This window comes from Pseudonocardia wallangbongensis, assembly GCF_054486945.1.
Genome location: NZ_JBRERS010000004.1, coordinates 444,948 through 462,147, shown reverse-complemented (window position 1 = coordinate 462,147; position 17,200 = coordinate 444,948). Strand labels below are relative to the sequence as shown.

16 protein-coding genes are annotated in these 17,200 nt (G+C 72.8%); 5 read left to right on the top strand and 11 right to left on the bottom strand.

The genetic code is table 11. From position 1 onward, the window contains the following. Positions 1 to 1,293, top strand: coding sequence for an MFS transporter (locus tag ACU436_RS17360; RefSeq protein WP_459026455.1), 1,293 nt, complete (start codon positions 1 to 3; stop codon positions 1,291 to 1,293). Positions 1,294 to 1,300: 7 nt separating this feature from the next. Here ACU436_RS17360 and ACU436_RS17355 read toward each other — a convergent pair whose 3' ends face one another. Continuing rightward, the gene (locus ACU436_RS17355) at positions 1,301 to 2,518 is read right to left on the bottom strand and encodes an MFS transporter (RefSeq protein WP_459026453.1); all 1,218 of its coding nucleotides are present in this window, start codon (positions 2,516 to 2,518) and stop codon (positions 1,301 to 1,303) included. A gap of 68 nt (positions 2,519 to 2,586) precedes the next feature. Here ACU436_RS17355 and ACU436_RS17350 point away from each other — a divergent pair, with 68 nt between their 5' ends. The 3 genes from ACU436_RS17350 (at position 2,587) to ACU436_RS17340 (ending at position 4,704) form a co-directional block, all read left to right on the top strand. Beyond that, complete coding sequence (locus tag ACU436_RS17350) at positions 2,587 to 3,510, top strand: LysR substrate-binding domain-containing protein (RefSeq protein ID WP_459026451.1); 924 nt, start codon at positions 2,587 to 2,589, stop codon at positions 3,508 to 3,510. 91 nt (positions 3,511 to 3,601) lie between these two features. Further along, positions 3,602 to 3,907, top strand: a complete 306-nt coding sequence (locus ACU436_RS17345; protein WP_459026449.1) for a hypothetical protein — start codon at positions 3,602 to 3,604, stop codon at positions 3,905 to 3,907. Positions 3,908 to 3,924: 17 nt separating this feature from the next. Beyond that, positions 3,925 to 4,704, top strand: a complete 780-nt coding sequence (locus ACU436_RS17340; protein ID WP_459026447.1) for a helical backbone metal receptor — start codon at positions 3,925 to 3,927, stop codon at positions 4,702 to 4,704. Here ACU436_RS17340 and ACU436_RS17335 read toward each other — a convergent pair. From ACU436_RS17335 to ACU436_RS17325, 3 genes are all read right to left on the bottom strand, one after another. Next, positions 4,661 to 5,956 (bottom strand): acyltransferase family protein, encoded by a 1,296-nt coding sequence (locus ACU436_RS17335; protein ID WP_459026445.1) that lies wholly within the window; start codon positions 5,954 to 5,956, stop codon positions 4,661 to 4,663. The genes ACU436_RS17340 and ACU436_RS17335 overlap by 44 nt on opposite strands. 148 nt (positions 5,957 to 6,104) lie before the next feature. Further along, positions 6,105 to 7,289: a mandelate racemase/muconate lactonizing enzyme family protein gene (locus ACU436_RS17330; RefSeq protein WP_459026443.1), complete on the bottom strand. Its 1,185-nt coding sequence runs from the start codon at positions 7,287 to 7,289 to the stop codon at positions 6,105 to 6,107. Then, on the bottom strand, positions 7,289 to 8,440 hold the full coding sequence (locus ACU436_RS17325) for a M24 family metallopeptidase (protein ID WP_459026441.1): 1,152 nt from the start codon (positions 8,438 to 8,440) through the stop codon (positions 7,289 to 7,291). Before ACU436_RS17325 ends, ACU436_RS17330 begins: the two co-directional genes overlap by 1 nt. 72 nt (positions 8,441 to 8,512) lie before the next feature. Here ACU436_RS17325 and ACU436_RS17320 point away from each other — a divergent pair, with 72 nt between their 5' ends. Further along, entirely contained in the window at positions 8,513 to 9,406 is an 894-nt protein-coding gene (locus ACU436_RS17320; protein ID WP_459026439.1) for a LysR family transcriptional regulator, read from the top strand. Between the two features lie 18 nt (positions 9,407 to 9,424). Here ACU436_RS17320 and ACU436_RS17315 read toward each other — a convergent pair whose 3' ends face one another. From ACU436_RS17315 to ACU436_RS17285, 7 genes are all read right to left on the bottom strand, one after another. Next, positions 9,425 to 10,666 (bottom strand): ATP-binding protein, encoded by a 1,242-nt coding sequence (locus ACU436_RS17315; protein ID WP_459026437.1) that lies wholly within the window; start codon positions 10,664 to 10,666, stop codon positions 9,425 to 9,427. 133 nt (positions 10,667 to 10,799) lie between these two features. Continuing rightward, entirely contained in the window at positions 10,800 to 11,654 is an 855-nt protein-coding gene (locus ACU436_RS17310; protein ID WP_459026435.1) for an ABC transporter permease, read from the bottom strand. After that, complete coding sequence (locus tag ACU436_RS17305; protein ID WP_459026433.1) at positions 11,654 to 12,562, bottom strand: ABC transporter permease; 909 nt, start codon at positions 12,560 to 12,562, stop codon at positions 11,654 to 11,656. Before ACU436_RS17305 ends, ACU436_RS17310 begins: the two co-directional genes overlap by 1 nt. A gap of 94 nt (positions 12,563 to 12,656) precedes the next feature. Next, positions 12,657 to 13,763: an ABC transporter ATP-binding protein gene (locus tag ACU436_RS17300; protein WP_459026431.1), complete on the bottom strand. Its 1,107-nt coding sequence runs from the start codon at positions 13,761 to 13,763 to the stop codon at positions 12,657 to 12,659. Positions 13,764 to 13,836: 73 nt separating this feature from the next. Beyond that, the gene (locus tag ACU436_RS17295; protein ID WP_459026430.1) at positions 13,837 to 15,045 is read right to left on the bottom strand and encodes an extracellular solute-binding protein; all 1,209 of its coding nucleotides are present in this window, start codon (positions 15,043 to 15,045) and stop codon (positions 13,837 to 13,839) included. Beyond that, complete coding sequence (locus tag ACU436_RS17290) at positions 15,042 to 16,046, bottom strand: LacI family DNA-binding transcriptional regulator (RefSeq protein WP_459026428.1); 1,005 nt, start codon at positions 16,044 to 16,046, stop codon at positions 15,042 to 15,044. The genes ACU436_RS17295 and ACU436_RS17290 overlap by 4 nt, the downstream gene beginning before the upstream one ends. Positions 16,047 to 16,178: 132 nt before the next feature. Further along, positions 16,179 to 17,183: a TIGR03557 family F420-dependent LLM class oxidoreductase gene (locus ACU436_RS17285; protein WP_459026426.1), complete on the bottom strand. Its 1,005-nt coding sequence runs from the start codon at positions 17,181 to 17,183 to the stop codon at positions 16,179 to 16,181. Positions 17,184 to 17,200 lie beyond the last annotated feature (17 nt).

The following is a 17,200-nucleotide window of genomic DNA, read 5'->3' as shown; positions in this document are numbered from 1 at the left end:
ATGGCCGTCACCGTCACCGAAGCCGAGGCGCGCAAGGTCGCGTTCGGCGCGTTCGTGGGCACCGCGCTGGAGTGGTACGACTTCTTCCTCTTCGGCACCGCCGCATCGCTGGTGTTCAACCGGCTGTACTTCGCGAGCGACGACGTGATCGTCGCGACCGCAGGCGCGTTCGCATCGTTCGCGGTCGGGTTCCTCGCGCGCCCGCTCGGCGCCGTGCTGTTCGGCCACCTCGGCGACCGGATCGGCCGCCGCAAGTGCCTGCTCGTCACCGTCACCATGATCGGGTTCGTCACCGGCGCCATCGGGCTCCTGCCCACCTACTTCTCCATCGGCGTCGCCGCGCCGGTGCTGCTCACGCTCCTGCGGCTGCTGCAGGGCGTCGCCGTCGGCGGGGAGTGGGGCGGCGCGGTCACGCTCGCCGTCGAGCACGCCCCGAAGGAGCGCCGCGGCCGCTACGCCGCGATGCCGCAGATCGGCTCGCCGATCGGCACGCTGCTGTCGTCCGGCGCGTTCCTGCTGGTCTCGCTGTTGCCTGCGGAGAGCTTCGACTCCTGGGGCTGGAGGTTGCCGTTCCTGCTGGCGTTCCCGCTGCTCTACATCGCGCTGTGGATCCGGCGGCGGGTCGAGGAGTCGCCGCTCTTCGAGCAGCTGCTGAAAGAGGACGAGGTCGCGAGCTCCCCCGTCACCCAGGTGTTCCGCAACGCGTTCCCGCAGCTGATGGTGGGCGCCGGGTCCGCGTTCCTCGGGATCGGCGGCTTCTACCTGATCACCACGTTCGTGATCAGCTACGGCACGGCGAGCCTCGGCATGCCGCGGTCGCTGCTGCTCACCGCCACGCTCGTCGCGGCCGCCGTCGAGATCGTCGTGCTCGTCGTGGGCGGGCGGTTGGCGGAACGCTTCGGGGCGGGGCACATCACGCTGATCGGCGGGGTCGTCTCGGCGCTGGTCGCGTTCCCCACGTTCTGGATGATCGACACCACCCACCCGGCGCTCGTGATCATCGGCGTGACGCTCGCCGTCGCCTGCCTCTCGATCCCGTACGCGGTGTCCGGGGCGCTGCTCACCGACCTCTTCCCGGCGCGGCTGCGCTACAGCGGGGTGGCGCTCTCGTCCAACGTCGCGGGCGTGGTGAGCGGGTTCGTCCCGCTGCTCGCCACGGCGCTGCTGACCGTCAGCGACGGCCGGTCCTGGTCGGCGGCGCTCCTGCTGGTGGTCATCGCGCTCATCACGGCCGGCTCCGGCGCCCTCGCCCCGCGCATCTCCCTGTCCCGCGACGAGGTGGTGTCCCGGTAGCCACGGCTCATTCGGGCGGCAGCCGGCGGAGCAGCAGCGACAGGGTCAGGGCCCCCGCCAGCAGCACCGTCACGTACAGCACCACGCCCAGCCAGCCGCCGTGGTCGTACGCCACCCCGCCCACCGCGCCGCCCACGCTGTTGCCCAGGTAGTAGCCGAACAGGTACAGCGAAGCCGCCACGGCCGGCGAGCCGGCGGGCAGCGTCGAGGCGCGCCTGCCCACCCAGCCGCTGGCCACCGAGTGGGCGGCGAAGAAGCCGACGGTCAGCACCAGCAGCCCCGCCAGCACCGTGGGCAGCAGGTCGGGCAGCATCACCCAGGCCCCGGCCACGGCGACGAGCACCGTGGCCCAGAGCACGCGACGCCGGCCCCACCGGTCACCGAGGCGGCCCGCCGCCGTGGACGCCCACGTGCCCGCGAGGTAGCCGAGGAAGACCAGCCCGACCAGTGCCGACGGCAGCCCGAACGGCGGCAGCAGCAGCCGGAAGCCCAGGTAGTTGTACACGGTGACGAACGCGCCCATCAGCAGGAACGAGATGCCGAAGAGGCATCGCAGGCCCGGATCGGCCAGCTGCGCGCGCAGCGGTCCACCCAGCTCCCGCAGGCGTACGCGCGGCGCCGCCGGGGCCGCCTCCGGCGGCAGCAGCAGCCGGAACGCCACCGTGCAGAGCAGCGAGAGACCGCCGATCACGGCCAGTGCGAGGCGCCAGCCGGCCAGGTCGGCGACGGCCCCGGAGATGATCCGCCCGGACAGGCCGCCGATCGTGTTGCCCGCGATGAGCAGGCCCAGCGCACCGCCGAGCCAGCGCGGCGCGACCTCGCGCGTCACGTGCGCCATCGCCAGTGCGGGCAGGGCGGCGAGCGCGACGCCCTGCAGTGCCCGCACCGCGACGAGCGCGCCGAACGTCGGCGCGAGCGGGGCGAGCACGCCCAGCACGGCGGACGCCGCGAGGGCGGTCGTCATCACCCGGGTCCGGCCCCACGACTCGGCCACGGCGGAGAGCGGGACGATCGCGAGCGCGAGCGTCCCGGTGGTGGCCGACAGCGCGAGGCTCGCCACCGACGAGGACACGTCGAACTCGGCCGCGAGGATCGGCAGGAGCGCCTGCACGCAGTAGACCAGCACGAACGTCGCCAGGCCCGCACACCACATCGCGGCACCGAGGCGCCGGTAGGCGCGCGTGCCCCGCTCGTGGCCGGTGGCCGCCGGCACGGTCGTCGTCATCGCCGATCACCGTAGGCAGCCGCCCTTCGATGCGTCCAATGCATCTCTGCGCGCCATACGATGAGGAAGTGGATGAGTCCGAGCTACTGGCCGCCCTGGCACCCCGGCTGCGGCAGTTCACCGCCGTCGCCCGCACCGAGCACATGACCCAGGCCGCCGACGCGATCGGAGTGCCCCAGAGCACGCTCAGCCGCGGTATCGCCCGCCTCGAACACGACCTGGGGGTGGCGCTGTTCGTCCGCGCCGGCCGCGCCGTGCGGCTCACCCGCGCGGGCCGCACGCTGCTGAAGCACACCGAGCGGGCCGTGGCCGAGCTCGACGCCGCGGCCCGCGAGATCGTCACCGACGCCGACGCGGTGCGCGGCCGGGTGGCACTCGGCTTCCTCCACACGTTCGGCGCGGAGGCGGTGCCACGGATGCTGCGCGAGTTCCGCCGAACACACCCCGACGTGCGGTTCGACCTGGCGCAGGGCGGCAACGACGCGATCATGGAGCGGCTGCGGGCCGGCGAGCTGGACGTGTGCGTCATCTCGCCGCTGCCCACCGACCCCACGCTCGTGAGCGCGCCGATGTACGAGCAGGAGCTGCGGCTCGTGGTGCCGCCCGACCACCCGCTCGCCGCGACCTACCGGGACGGGATACCGCTCGCGGCCGCGGCCGGTGCCCAGTTCGTGGGCTACCGGCCGGGGTTCGGGCTGCGCAGCCTCACCGAGGCGTGGTGCCGGGAGGCCGGCTTCGTCCCGCGGATGGCGTTCGAGGGAGAGGACGGCGAGACGCTGCGCGGCCTCGTCGGTGCCGGGCTCGGGGTGGCGCTGCTCGCCCCCTCGTCGCACGTCACGCCGGGGGTGGTCGAGCTGCCTGTCACCGAGCCGCGGACCAGCCGCACGGTCGGGCTCGTCTGGGTGGCCGACCGGCCGGCGGGCCCGGCCGTGCGCGTGTTCCGCGACTTCCTGCGCCGCTCCGGGCCGGCGCTGCTCGCCATGGCGCGGTGACGGTTGTCATCGCCGTGCCCTACACCTGACACATCCGCCGGTGATTCCCGGCACTACAGGCGCCGGGTGCGGCCCTGCGACCGTTGCTCCCATGTTCGCAACGACCCGCCGGTCCATCCGCATCCGAGCGCGCAGCGTCGTCGCCGCACTGGGCGTGGTCGTGGCGGCCGTGACGATCCCCCTCGCCACCGCCGCCCCGGCCTCCGCCGACCAGCTGCACTGCGTCGACTACCTGCGCCGCGAGGGCGTCCTCGTCGGCCCGAAGGTCGTCGACGCGTGCAACAAGGGGGCGAGCGAGGAGTTCGCCGTGCAGCAGCTGTGCTTCCCGTCGCTGGTCAAGGCCGGGCTGAGCGCGCCCAAGGCCGACCGGGCGTGCACCTTCGCGAGCGAGTTCTGAACGCCTACGGTTTCCCGATGCACGACGACCTCGGACTCGACGTCCCGCTCCCCCCTCGGGTGGAGCGGGTCGTCTCGATCGTGCCCTCGCTCACCGAGGCCGTCGCGGCCACCGCGCCCGGGCTCCTCGTCGGGGCCACCGACTGGTGCACCCACCCGCCCGACCTCGACGTCGCGCGGGTGCGCGGCACGAAGAACCCGGACGTCGACGCGATCGTCGCGCTCGCGCCCGACCTCGTCGTCGCCAACCAGGAGGAGAACCGGGCGGGCGATCTCGACGCGCTGCGGGCCGCCGGCCTCGCCGTGTGGGTCACCGACGTCCGCACGCTCGACGGCGCGTTCGGCTCCCTGGCCCGGATGGTGGCCGCGTGCGGCCTCGACCGGCCGGGCTGGCTGGACGAGGCCGAGGCGGCATGGCGGGCGCTGCCCGAGCCGGCCGTGCGGCGCCGCGCGGTCGTGCCGATCTGGCGCCGGCCGTGGATGGCGGTGGGGCGCGACACGTTCACCGGCGCGGTGCTCGCCCGCCTCGGCGTCGACAACGTGCTCGCCGACGCCGAGGAGCGCTACCCGCGGATCGACCCGGACCGCCTGCCCGCCCACGACCTCGTGGTGCTGCCCGACGAGCCGTACCTCTTCACCGCCGACGACGGCCCGGAGGCCTTCCCCGGCGTGCCGGCGGCCCTGGTCAGCGGCCGCCTCCTGACCTGGTACGGCCCGAGCCTGGCGGAGGCGGCCCGCACCCTCCCGGCCGCGCTCACCGGGTGCGGCGGAGGGCGAGCACACCGGCAACGACCATGACGAGCGGCAGCGCCGCGGCGCCGGGGAAGCCCTGCCCGGTCACGAGCCCGTCGAGCCCGACCTTCGACACCACGAACAGGCCAACCGCCGAGGCGAGCGTGCCGGCGACCACAGCCGGCGTCCCGACCGAGCCGCGCACCAGCGCCGCCGGCGGGCGCTCGAACCGGCGGAACAGCGCGACGATGCCGACGCAGGCCGCCGAGCACGCGATCAGCCAGCCCGCCAGCCCCGCGAACCACAGCGGGGTGTCGGCGGCCGGCAGCCGCGCCCCGGCCACCAGCAGCACGCCCTGCACCAGGTAGCAGGCGGTGAGGTGCCAGCAGAACACCGTCATGATCACCGAGTTGCCCGTGGCCACCACGAACCACGCCCCCGGCCGATCCATCAGCGCGGTGCCCGCCCGGCGCAGCAGCAGCGCGGTGCCGACCAGGAAGAGGCTCTGCGCCAGCAGCGCGAGGTTGGGCGGCGCCGAGTTCGACGCGTCGTTGCCGGGCAGCCCGACCATCAGCACCGGGTACGCCGAGGTGCCGAAGACCAGCAGCGCCGCGCCGGCCAGCCCGCCGCAGGCGAGCCGACCCGCCAGGCGGCGACCGCCGCGCTGCAGCGTCCCGTCCGCGTAGCCGTAGCCCAGCTGGTGCACCGCCAGCCAGACGAACACGTAGTTCGCGAAACCGACCAGCGGTGTGCCGGTGCTCAGCGCGAGGGCGTCGACGGCCGCGACGGCGACCGCGAGCGTTCCCACGACCGGCCACAGCCCGAACCGCAGGTGCAGCCGCATCATCGCCGGCGCCGCCAGCACGATCACCAGGTACACACCGAGGAACCACAGCGGCACCGTGATCAGCTGCAGGCCGACGGCGAACTCGCCGGTGGTGAGCCCGGTGACCTGCATCAGCATCGCCAGCGGCGTCCAGACCGCCAGCATGACCAGGGCAGGCGGCAGCAGCCGCGACGCCCGCGCCCGGACGAACCGACCGGTGCTCGGCCGGTGGCGCAGCGCCCGGGCGTGCGCGAACCCGCCGACGAAGAAGAACAGCGCCATCACCTGCCACACCCAGGTCGACAGCTGGAGCGGCATCGAGGTGCCGACCGAGCCCGCGCCGTGCACCGTGAGCAGGGCGACCACCCAGTGCCCGAGCACGACCATGCCGATCGAGAACAGCCGGAGCAGGTCGGCGTACCGGTCGCGGTCGAGCGGGGTGGCGGCGGCGAGCCGGGCCGGCGTCGAGGGGGCCGTCGGTGCGTTCGTCATGGCGACAAGGCTTCCGGGCCAGGCCCGGCGGCGGATCAGGGAGACTACGCAGGTGCGCAGGTCGAGACGGCCGTCACACACCAACTTCGGCGCTGGCACACCAACTGCAGTTGGTGTGCGAGCGCGCATGTTGGTGTGCGAGCGCGCATCAGAACTTCGGCAACGCCGCCGCGGCGTGGATGCCCTCCCGGTCGTGGAAGCCGAAGCCCGCGCCCTCGCGCCGGTACAGCTCCGCGTAGCGTTCCACCCGGTCGCGGTCCAGCGCGACGCCCAGCCCCGGTCCGGACGGCACGGTGAGCCGGCCGCCGGTGTAGTTCGTGGCCGCGCCGCCGAACCCCGCGACGACGTCGTCGGTGAGCAGGGCACCGTAGGCCTGGTGCGCGGGTCGGGCGTTCGGCGTGGCCGCGAGCGCGTGCACGGCCGCGGCGAGGGCCACGCCCAGCTCGCCGAGGCTGTGCTTGACGACCGGCAGCCCGGCCGTCTCGCACATCCCTGCGGAGCGGCGCAGGTTCGCGAGACCGCCGTCCATCTGGTTGTCCACCGAGATCACGTCGGCGGCCCCGGCGCGGATCACGGCGAGCTGGGCGTGCCGGGTCCAGGACGCCTCGTTGGCGAGCAGCGGCACGTCGATCCGCCGGCGGACGTAGGCCATCTCGTCGAGGTTGCGCCCGGAGACCGGCTGCTCGACGAGCTCGAGGTCGTAGCGGGCGAGCTCCCGGATCACCCGCACGGCCGAGCCCGGCGACCACGCCTCGTTGGCGTCCACCCGGATCCGCGCCCCCGGCCCGGCCCCGTCGCGCAGGGCGGCGACGCGCTCGACGTCCCGGCGCGGGTCGTCGGCGCCGACCTTGAGGTAGCAGGTGGAGAACCCGGCCTTCGTGGCCCGGCGGCCCTCCTCGGCGACCTCGTCGGGGTCGGCCCGGGCCACGTACCAGAAGAACTCGACGCTGTCGCGGAACCGGCCGCCGAAGAGGTTCACCAGCGGCTGCCCGCAGACCTTGCCCGCGATGTCCCAGCACGCCATCTCCACCGCGGCGATCGCCGGGCTGCTCGCGCCGACGTGGTGCCACGTGCCGACCACGTCGATGCGCCGGACGAGCTGCTCGATGCGCAGCGGGTCGGCGCCGACGACCAGCGGCTCCAGGCTCTCGAACACGGCGAGCACGATGTCGGCCGACGGGTAGGTCGCCGCCTCGCCGATCCCGACGACGCCCTCGTCGGTCTCCAGCTCGAGCAGGACGCTGACCTGCCCGCGGCGCCGGCCGAACGCCCAGATCTCGTCGCTGCGGAACGGGACGGCGACCGGGGTGGTGCGCAGGCCGGTGATCCGCATCAGGCCACCACCGTGAGCTCGCGCGCGACCGTCGTCAGCAGCTCGCACCCGTGATCGGTCACGAGGGCCGTGTCGGACACGACGTGCCCGACCGGCCGCTCGACCCACGACATGAGGTGGAAGACCATCCCTGCGAGCACCTCGACGTCGCCGCCGGGCCGGATGCCGAGCACCTCCGGGCCGCCCACCCAGCTCGGCGGGTAACCGATCCCGACCAGGTAGCCGCAGTGGTGCCGCCGCGGCATCCCGCCCACCGCACGCTGCCAGGCGGCGAAGACGTCGCCGGTGCGGACCCCCGGCCCCAGCGCCGTGCGGGCGGCGGCGAGCCCGGCGAGCGCGGACCCGGCGGCCTCCACCGCCTCCGCTGGCGCGTACCCGGGGTAGACCGTGCGCGACAGCGGCGCGTGGTAGCGCCGCACGCAGCCCGACAGCTCCAGGAACAGCCCCTGACCGGGCCGCAGCTCCCGATCCCCCCAGGTGACGTGCTCCTGCCCGAGCATCGCGACGGGGCGGATCAGCGGGACGAAGCCGGGCGACTCGCCCCCGGCCGAGATCATCGCGTGGTACGTCGCCGCGGCCACGGCGCGCTCGACCGCGTCCGGCCGCGCGGCGGCGATCCCCGCACGCATCGCGGCGTCGGACACCCCCGCCGCCCGCCGCGCCCACCCCGTCTCGGTCGCCGACTGCACGGCCCGGGCCGACGCGAGGAGGCCGGTGCAGTCCGTCCATGCCAGCCCAGGCAGCGCGGCCCGCAGCCCGTCGAGCACGGCGGGGGGCAGGAACGACCCGCGGCCCTCGACGCCCACGGTCCCGCCGCCCGGCACGAGGTGCGCGAGCGCGCGGACCGCCGCGTCCGCGGGGTCCTCGCCGTCGGCGAACGTGACGTGCCGGACGTCGGGCACCTGGGCCAGCACCGTCGCGCGCTCCATCTCCCGCGTCACGAGCACCGGGTCACCCTCGGCCGGCAGCACCAGCATCGTGAAGGCGAAGTAGCCGAGGTGGTCGAGGCCCAACAGGTAGTAGACGTTCTCCGGGCTCGTCAGCGCGACGGCGACGAGCCCGCGGGCCGCCATCGCGGCGCGCAGCGAGGTGGTGCGGGCCCGCCGCTCGGGGTCCTGCGGCGGGGTCACCAGTGGAGCCGTGATCGTCACAAGTGCAGGGTGCGGCCGGTGCGGCGTTCACAACAAGTGAAGGTTTGTTCCGATGATCGGTAGCATCACTTCATGTTGGAACCACGCCGCCTGCGGCTGCTGCGGGAGCTCGCGGGCCGGGGGACGATCGCCGCCACCGCGGAGGCGTGCGGCTACACGCCGTCGGGGGTGTCGCAGCAGCTCGCCCTGCTCGAGCGCGAGGTGTGCATGCCGCTGCTGGTGCGCGAGGGCCGGCGGGTGGCGCTCACCGCGGCCGCCCGCGTGCTCGTCGAGCACGCGGGACTTGTGCTGGCCGCACTGGAGGCCGCCGAGGCGGCGCTCGCGGGCCTCGCCGGTTCGGTGAGCGGCACGGCGCGGCTCGCAGCGTTCCCCACCGCGGCGGCGGCGTTCGTCCCGGCCGCGATCGCGCGCTGCCGCGCCGAGCACCCGGACCTGCGGGTGATCCTCTCCGAGCTGGAGACCGACGAGGCGGTGGCGGCGGTCCGCTCCGGCCGGATCGACCTCGCGCTCGTCTACGAGTACTCGCTCCTCCCGCGCGTGGCCGACCCCGGCGTCGACGTCGACGCGCTGTTCACCGAGCCATTGCTCGTGGCCCTCCCCGCCGGGCGCGAGGCACCGGAGCAGGTGTCGCTCGCGATGCTGCGCGACGACGCCTGGATCGCCCCGCACAGCGACACCGCCCTGCGTGCCGTGCTGGACCGGGCGTGCGGCCTTGCGGGCTTCGAGCCCACCGTCGACTACTCGAGCGACGACTACACGGTGATCGTCGCGCTGGTGGCCGCCGGCCTCGGGGTGGCGCTGCTCCCGAGGCTGGCCACGGAGGCCCTGTCGGCCGACGTCCAGCTACGCGAGGTGACGACCCCTCCACTGACCCGCAAGGTCTCGTTGATAACCAGAAGAGGCAGCAGAGGCAACCCCACAATTGCCGCCGTAGCAGCCGAGCTCCGCAGCACTATGGAGCCATAGCGCTGTTCTGGGGGCCCTTCAGCCAGCGTTGTGGCTCCATAGTGCCGAAATAGGCATGATCCATTGACGGCCGCCCAGATGGCTGGGCGCCGGCGCTGTGCACAGCACCAGGCCTGCCGCGAAGTCTCCGCCCATGCGCTGTTCCAGAAGACGTAGTCCACGAAGGTCGTCCGCTCGGATGGTGGCACCGGCCTTGACCTCGATTCCGACCACCCGACCGTCGCCGGACTCCAGAACGAGATCGACCTCTGCGCCATCGCGGTCTCGAAAGTGGAAGAGGCTCGGTCGGGTGGACGACCACTCGGCCTGGGCTCGCAACTCGCCCACGACGAACGTCTCGACAAGACGCCCTGCGAGCTCCGCATCAGCACGGAGGCGGCCGCCGAGCAGCCGCGCGGCGAGACCGGTGTCCGTGACCGTCACCTTGGGCCGGTGCACGACCCGCGAAGTCAGGTTGGTGGACCACGCGGGGATGGTTTGAACGAGGAAGACACCTTCGAGGTGCGCAAGGTAGCTGTCGGTGGTGGGACGGGACAGCCCGATGTCGCGCGCCAGGTCGGCGATGTTGAGCTCACCCGACGTCCGGGCCGCGCACAGCCGCAGGAGCCTCGGTAGCTCCCGCAGGTACGTAGCGTCCGTGACGGTGCGTACCTCACGGTCGATGACGCCCTCGACGTAGCTGTCGTACCACGCAGTGCGCCGTCGACCGGTTCGCTCCAGGGCCGGGATGAAGCCGCCTGCCGTCGCCCGCTCCAGCACCTCGGACTTCGTCACGGCAGGCGGGCGCACCCCGGCGAGCTCATCGCTGAAAGCTCGGTCGATCAGGCCCGGCACCACCCGTCCACCGTCATCGAGCTCTGCCTGGGTGAACGGCCACAGCGTGAGCGCTTCCATCCGTCCGGCCAGGGAGTCGGCGAGCTTGGGAGCGCCGAGAAGGCGGGTGGAGCCGGTGAGCAGGAACCGGCCCGCCCGCCGCTCCCGGTCGACCTCCGCCTTCACCGCGAGCAACAGCTCCGGTACGCGCTGGGCCTCGTCGATGCCGACCAGCCCGCTTCGCCCGCTGATGAACCCGACGGGATCCTTGCGCGCGGCGTCGAGAACGGCCGCGTCGTCGAGGGTGAGCCAGGCCCCCTCGGCATCGGCGACGACGTGCTCGGCAAGGGTGCTCTTGCCTGCCTGCCGCGGACCGGCAACCACGACGACCGGGGTGTCGGCCAGTGCCTCGCGGAGGGGCCCGATCAGTGAACGGTGCCGGTACACGTCCTCAGGATAGCAGCCCGCTCTGCGATTCGCGGTCTCCTATCCTGCAATCCGCGACCGTATGATCTGCGATCCGCGCTCGGTGGCCATGCGATCCGCGTCAAGCAGACCTGCGTTCCGCGACACCGCACGTTCAGGGCTCCGGCGCCTCCTTCACCCTCGCCACCAGCTGCGTCGGGTTCACGTAGCGCAGGGCGATCACCAGGAGGACGAGCATCGTGCTCGTGTAGATCACGGCCATGGCGTCCACCGACTGCTGGGCCCTGATCCCGGCCGCCGACATCGAGTAGTACAGCGCCACCACCAGGGTCTGGGAGTCGGGGCCGGCCGTCAGGAACGTCAGCTCGAACATCCCGACCGTCCGGACCAGTACCAGGATCGACGCCGCCAGGATCCCCGGGACGAGCAGGGGGCCGAGCACACGCAGGAACAGCGCCCGCATGCCCGCACCGCACATCCGGGCCGCCGACTCGATGCTCGGGTTGATCTGCTCGATGAACGGGGTCATCGTGAGGATCACGAACGGCACCGACGGCACCAGGTTCGCCAGCACCACACCGGACATGTTCCCGGCGAACCCGTACTTGTAGAGCACGGTGGCGAGCGGGATGCCGTAGGTGATCGGCGGCATGAGGATCGGCAGCAGGAACGCGAAGTACACGAGGTTCTTGCCGGGGAAGGAGCGCCGGGCCAGCACGTAGGAGGCGGGCACCCCGATCAGCACCGAGATCGCCACGACCAGCAGCGAGATCTGGAGCGTGACGAGGACGACGTCGAAGAGGTGGAACTCCTGCCACGCCCTGGCGTACCAGCTCGTCGTGAAGCCCTCCGGCAGCCAGGTGCCGAACCACTGCGTGCCGAACGAGCTGACCAGCACCGACCCGACCACGCCTGCCAGGTTGACCAGGAAGAACGCGACGACACCCCATATGAGCCAGGCCCCGGGGCTCGCGACGATCCGGCGCCGCGCGGGAACGACGGTGGCCATCAGCCCTTCCCTCCCGTCGTGCCGGTGTAGAGCCGCGACCGCCACAGCAGCACCACGGCGATGACGATCAGCTCCACCGCCCCCATCACCATCGCGATCGCCGAGGCGAGCGAGTAGTCGTACTGCTCGTAGGCGGCCTGGTACGCGGCGAGCGCGAGCACACGGGTCTCGCCCGCCGGGTTGCCGACCAGCACGGCCGACGGGAACACGCTGAACGCCAGCACGAACGCCAGGCAGAAGGTGGTGGCCAGCCCCGGTGCGAGCAGCGGCAGCGTGATGTGGCGGAAGCGGGCCTTCCAGTCGGCGCCGAGGGTGGCCGCCGCCCGCTCCAGCGTCGGGTCGATGCCGGACAGGTAGGACAGGATCAGCAGGAACGCGAACGGGAACCCGGTGATCACCAGCGAGAAGAACACGCCCCAGTAGTTGCCGACCAGCCGCGCCGGCTCGTCCGCGCCGAGGCCCGTGAAGACCTTGTTGAACCAGCCGGCCGGCCCGAGGAAGTTGAGCAGGCCCTGTGCGGTGAGCACGGTGCCCAGCGTGATCGGCACGACGAGCACGGTGGTGAGCAGCCGCTTGCCGCGGAAACGCCCCCGCATCCGGTACGCGATCGGCACCGACGCCAGCACGTTGAGCAGGGCCGCCGGCAGCGAGAGCCCGAGCGTGATCCAGATCGTGCCGCGCTGGTACGGGTCGGAGAAGAACGCCGCGTAACTCGCGAGCGGCCCGCCCTCCTCCGGCGCGAACGAGAGCTGCAGCCCGTAGAGGAACGGGTAGAGGAACAGCAGGACGACGAACAGCACGGCCGGGGCGAGCAGCCACAGCTGCCGGTCCACCCCGCGCTCGGCGAGCCGGTGCCGCAAGGCAGGCGCCTGCGCGGCGCGCTCGCCGCGCTCGAGGGTGGCGGTCACAGGCCACCCCCCGGCTCCGTCTGCAGCAAGGTGGCTTTACTCCGGTCGAACCGGAGCAAAGCCACCTTGCTGCGGTTCGGGCAGTGCGGCGGCCTCATCGCGTCGCCTCCGCCAGTTCCGGCGGGGCCGGTTCCGCGGCCTCCCTCGGATACACCAGCAATCGATCCGGGGACACGCCCAGCGTCACCGCGTCGTCCGGGGCGAGGCGCTGGTCGGTGCGCAGGTGGAGGGCGCGGCCGGTGTCGGTGCGCGCCTCGACCGCCAGCTCGCGGCCCTGGTACTCGACCACGTCGACGGTGGCGGCGATCCGGTTCTCCGCGTCAGCCGCGACCACGCGCACGTCCTCCGGCCGCACGGCCGCGACGACCTCCGCGCCGGCCTCGACCGGCGACATCGCGGTGCCCACGAGCCGCATGCCCTCACCCTCGAGCACCACCTCGTCCCCGGATGCCCGCACCGCCGTCATCTCGATCATGTTGCGGAAACCCATGAAGTCGGCGACGTGCCAGTTGGCCGGCCGGGCGTGCAGCTCCTCGGGCGTGCCGACCTGCTGCACCCGGCCCGCCCGCAACACGACGAGCCGGTCGGCCAGCGACAGCGCCTCCTCCTGGTCGTGCGTGACGTAGACGGTGGTGAGCCCGAGCGACTGGTGGAGCCTGCGGATCTCGGTGCGCATCTCCAGCCGCAGCTTGGCGTCCAGGTTGGACAGGGGCTCGTCCATCAGCACCAGCGACGGCTCCAGCACGACGGCCCGGGCGATCGCCACCCGCTGCTGCTGCCCGCCCGAGAGCTGGCCGGGCAGCTTGGCGACGTGCTCCTCGAGCTGGACGAGCCGGATCGCCTCCTCGGTGCGGCGCGCGACCTCCGCCTTCGGCAGGCGGCGCATCTGCAGCCCGAAAGCGATGTTGCGGCGCACCGACATGTGCGGGAAGAGGGCGTAGTTCTGGAACACCATCCCGAACCCGCGCTTCTCGGGCGGCAGGACGTCGATCCGCCTGTCGTCCTGCCAGATGCTGCCCGAGGTGAGCGGCAGCAGCCCGGCGAGGCAGTTGAGCGCCGTCGACTTGCCGCACCCCGACGGCCCGAGCAGGGCGATGAACTCGCCCGCCCGGATCGTCAGGTCGAGGTCGGCGAGCGCGTCCTTGCCGGAGAACCGCCGCCCGACCCCGTCCAGCCGCAGCTCCTTGAACTCAGCTGTCACGTCCCCTCCTCGCAGACGCTCGTCGTGGACGCGACATGGTGTGCTGTGTTGAATGGTGACCTCGCAAGCTCGGTCACGAGTTGCCCCCACCGATCTCCCGGTCCCAGCGGTCGAACGCCGCGACCATGTCCTTCGTCTCGAGCGGGGTGGCCTTGGGGTTGTCCGCGATCAGCGCGTCGTACTCGGGCCGCCCGAACTGCCGGATCACCTGCTGCGACTCCGGCGGCGCCATGTCCAGGGTGACGCCGTCCACGGCCGGTCCCGGGTAGAAGTAGCCCGTGTCATAGGCCTTCGCCTGCTCCTCGGGGGTGAGCATGAACTGGATCAGCGCCAGCAGGGCGGCCTGCTTGTCGGCGGAGACGCCCTTCGGGATCGCGGCGTAGTGCGCGTCGGTGACCCAGGTGAACCCCTCGAGCGTGCCGACCTGGTACTCGGCGGGCACGGTGCCCAGCGCCCGCGGGTTGATGTCCCAGCCGGTGGTGCTGACGATGATGTCGTACGTGCCGTTGGCCAGGTTCTTCATCGTGTCCGACGTGCCCGACGGGTAGGACGTGATGGTCTTGTCGAGCTCGGCCAGGTAGGCCCAGGTCTTGTCCCACCCGTTCACCGGGTCCTTCGGGTCCGAGTCACCGAGGATGTACGGGAGGCCCATCAGGAAGGTGCGACCCGGCCCCGAGTTGGACGGGCGCGCGTAGCCGACCTTGCCGGGGTTGGCCTGCGCGTAGGCGAGCAGCTCCTGCGCGGTCTTCGGCGGGGTGGGCACCCGGTCCGGCGCGTACTCGATGAGCGGCCCGGACGGGTAGTAGGTGACGACCACGCCCTGGTCCGCGGCCAGCTCCTGCATCGCGGCCGCGGGCTCCAGGTAGGAGTCCATGCCCGAGAGCCGGTCGGCGAACTGCGGCAGCAGCGGGGTGAACAGCCCCTGCTCGGTGCCGGCGGAGAGGCCGTCGGTGCCGGTGAGCACCATGTCGATGCCGAGCCGGCCGGCGTCCTGCTGCGCCTTGACCTTGCCGGCCATCTCGGGAGCCGCCGCCTTCTCCGTGGTCACCCGGGAGACGATGTCCGGGTTCTTCGCCACGAAGTCGTCGATCATCCCCTGTGTGAGCTGGAGGTTGCCGGCCACGTCGAGGATGTTGAGCGTCACCGGCGCGGACGGCTTGTCCGGCACCTGGCCCGCCGGCACCTCGGTGCTGCCCGGTTTCTCCGGGGCACCGCAGCCGGACAGCAGCAGGATCGCGCCGATCCCGCCCGCCATGAGTGCCCTGCGCCATTGCACGGTCATCGGGTGGTTCCCTTCGTCGGGGGCGCGACCTCCGTGGTGCCGCGCACGATGAGCTGGGTGGGCAGTTCGCGGTGCATCGGGCTCCCGTCCGCGCCCGCGTCGAGCAGCGACAGCAGCAACCCGACGGTGGCCCGGCCTGCCGCGCGTTTGGGGACGGAGACCGTGGTGAGCGCGGGGTGGCTCATGGCCGACATGCCGATGTCGTCACAGCCGACCACGCTCATCGCCGCCGGCACCGGGATGCCGCGGGCGCCGAGGCGGCTGAGCAGGCCGAGCGCCACCAGGTCGTTGTAGGCGATCACGGCCGTGGCCCCGGACGCGACCGCGAGGTCGGCCGCCGCGACGCCACCCTCGAACTGCGGCGGGAAGTGGCCGAGGTGCACCAGGTCGACGTCACCCGGCTCGGCCGTGCGGTGCAGGCCCTTCTCCCGCTGCGTGTTGGACCACGACGTGCGGGGGCCCGCGACGAACGCGACGCGGCGGTGCCCCAGCGCCACCAGGTGATCGAGGGCCTGCCGCATGCCGTCGGCGTTGTCGACGGTGACGCTCGGCCGATCGCCCGCCATGCGGTTCATCAGCACGACCGTGGTGTCCGAGTCGACGGCGGCGAGCTCGTCGTCGGGGGCGCGCGGCGAGCAGAGGATCAGGCCGTCGACCTGCTTGGCCAGCGCCCGGAGCAGGTCGGCCTCGACGCCGGCCTCCTCGTCGGTGTCCGCGATGAACACCGAGTGGTCCGCCGCCCGCGCCGCGGCCTGCACGCCCTTCACCACCGCGGCGAAGAACGGGTTCGACAGGTCGGGGACGATCAGGCCGAGGTTGCCGGTGCGGCCGGTGATCAGGCCGCGGGCGGCCCGGTTGGGCCGGTAGCCCAGATCCCGCGCCGCCGCCTCCACGCGGGCCCGCGTGGCCGGGCGCACCAGGTCGGGCATCGACAGCGCGCGCGACACCGTCGCCTGCGACACGCCCGCCGCGAGGGCGACGTCGCGGATCGTCGCTGCCACGAGTCCCCCGTCGTTGGTCCGCCGTTGCGTGCGGAAGTCTGAAACCGTTTGCGGACGGCGTCAACCCCTAGCGTGCACGAGACTCGATCTCAGCGGTCAGCGACCTGTGTAACGAACTGCAATCCTTTCCAGTCAGCGGACGCGGATCGGCGGGACGTCGGACTTGCCGAACTCCTCGCGGAGGGCCGGGAGCAGCGCGCGCTCGGCGAAGGTCAGGTAGTCGGGCTGGGTGTCGCCGCCCACCTGGACGAGGGCGACGTGGGTGAACCCGGCATCGACGTACGGGCGCACCGCATCGACGTGCGCCGCGACGTCCGGCCCGCAGGGGATGGCACCGGCGACGTCGTCGGGTTTCACGAACCGGGTGGCCGCGGCGAAGCCCGCCGTGCCTGGCAGCTCGGCGTTGACCTTCCAGCCGCCCGCGAACCAGCGGAACTGGTCGTGCGCGCGGGCGACCGCCGTGTCGCGGCTCGGCCCCCAGCAGATCGGCTGCTGGCCGATCTTGGGCAGCGTGGTGCCCGCGGCGGCGTCGAAGCCGCCCACCAGCTCCGGGAGCGGCTCGACGGCGATCATCGCGTCGGCCACCGGCGCGAACGCCTCGACGGACTGCTCCCCCGACACCGCGACGGCGATCGGCACACCGGCCTCGGGGCAGTCCCACAGCTTCGCCGAGTCGACGCGGTAGTGCGTCCCGCTGCGGTTGACGTAGCCGCCGGTGAACAGCTCTCCGATGATCTCGACGGCCTCGCCGAGCATCTCGTGGCGCACGTTCACCGGCGGCCAGCCCGCTCCCACCACGTGTTCGTTGAGGTTCTCCCCCGACCCCAACCCGAGGCAGAAGCGCCCCTCGCCCGCGAGCAGCGCCACCGTCGCCGCCTTCTGCGCCACCACGACGGGGTGGTAGCGCATGATCGGGCACGTCACGTACGTCATCAGCGGGATCCGCTCGGTGGCGGCGGCCACCGCCCCCAGCACAGGCCATGCGTGCGGTGCGTGTCCCTGGCTGTCGAGCCAGGGGAAGCAGTGGTCGCTGATCACCGCGAAGTCGAACCCGGCGTCCTCGGCCCCGACGGCGTCGGACACCAGCTCGCGCGGTCCACGCTGCTCGCAGAGCAGGGAGTAGCCGAAGGCGACCATCGTCCGTCCTCTCGCTT

Excerpts from the sequence above, each read along its gene's own strand:
- ACU436_RS17295 (WP_459026430.1), bottom strand. The coding sequence starts at position 15,045 with ATGACCGTGCAATGGCGCAGGGCACTCATGGCGGGCGGGATCGGCGCG.
- ACU436_RS17345 (WP_459026449.1), top strand. The coding sequence starts at position 3,602 with ATGTTCGCAACGACCCGCCGGTCCATCCGCATCCGAGCGCGCAGCGTC.
- ACU436_RS17330 (WP_459026443.1), bottom strand. The coding sequence starts at position 7,289 with ATGCGGATCACCGGCCTGCGCACCACCCCGGTCGCCGTCCCGTTCCGC.
- ACU436_RS17310 (WP_459026435.1), bottom strand. The coding sequence starts at position 11,654 with ATGGCCACCGTCGTTCCCGCGCGGCGCCGGATCGTCGCGAGCCCCGGG.
- ACU436_RS17320 (WP_459026439.1), top strand. The coding sequence starts at position 8,513 with ATGTTGGAACCACGCCGCCTGCGGCTGCTGCGGGAGCTCGCGGGCCGG.
- ACU436_RS17335 (WP_459026445.1), bottom strand. The coding sequence starts at position 5,956 with ATGACGAACGCACCGACGGCCCCCTCGACGCCGGCCCGGCTCGCCGCC.
- ACU436_RS17360 (WP_459026455.1), top strand. The coding sequence starts at position 1 with ATGGCCGTCACCGTCACCGAAGCCGAGGCGCGCAAGGTCGCGTTCGGC.
- ACU436_RS17285 (WP_459026426.1), bottom strand. The coding sequence starts at position 17,183 with ATGGTCGCCTTCGGCTACTCCCTGCTCTGCGAGCAGCGTGGACCGCGC.
- ACU436_RS17355 (WP_459026453.1), bottom strand. The coding sequence starts at position 2,518 with ATGACGACGACCGTGCCGGCGGCCACCGGCCACGAGCGGGGCACGCGC.
- ACU436_RS17340 (WP_459026447.1), top strand. The coding sequence starts at position 3,925 with ATGCACGACGACCTCGGACTCGACGTCCCGCTCCCCCCTCGGGTGGAG.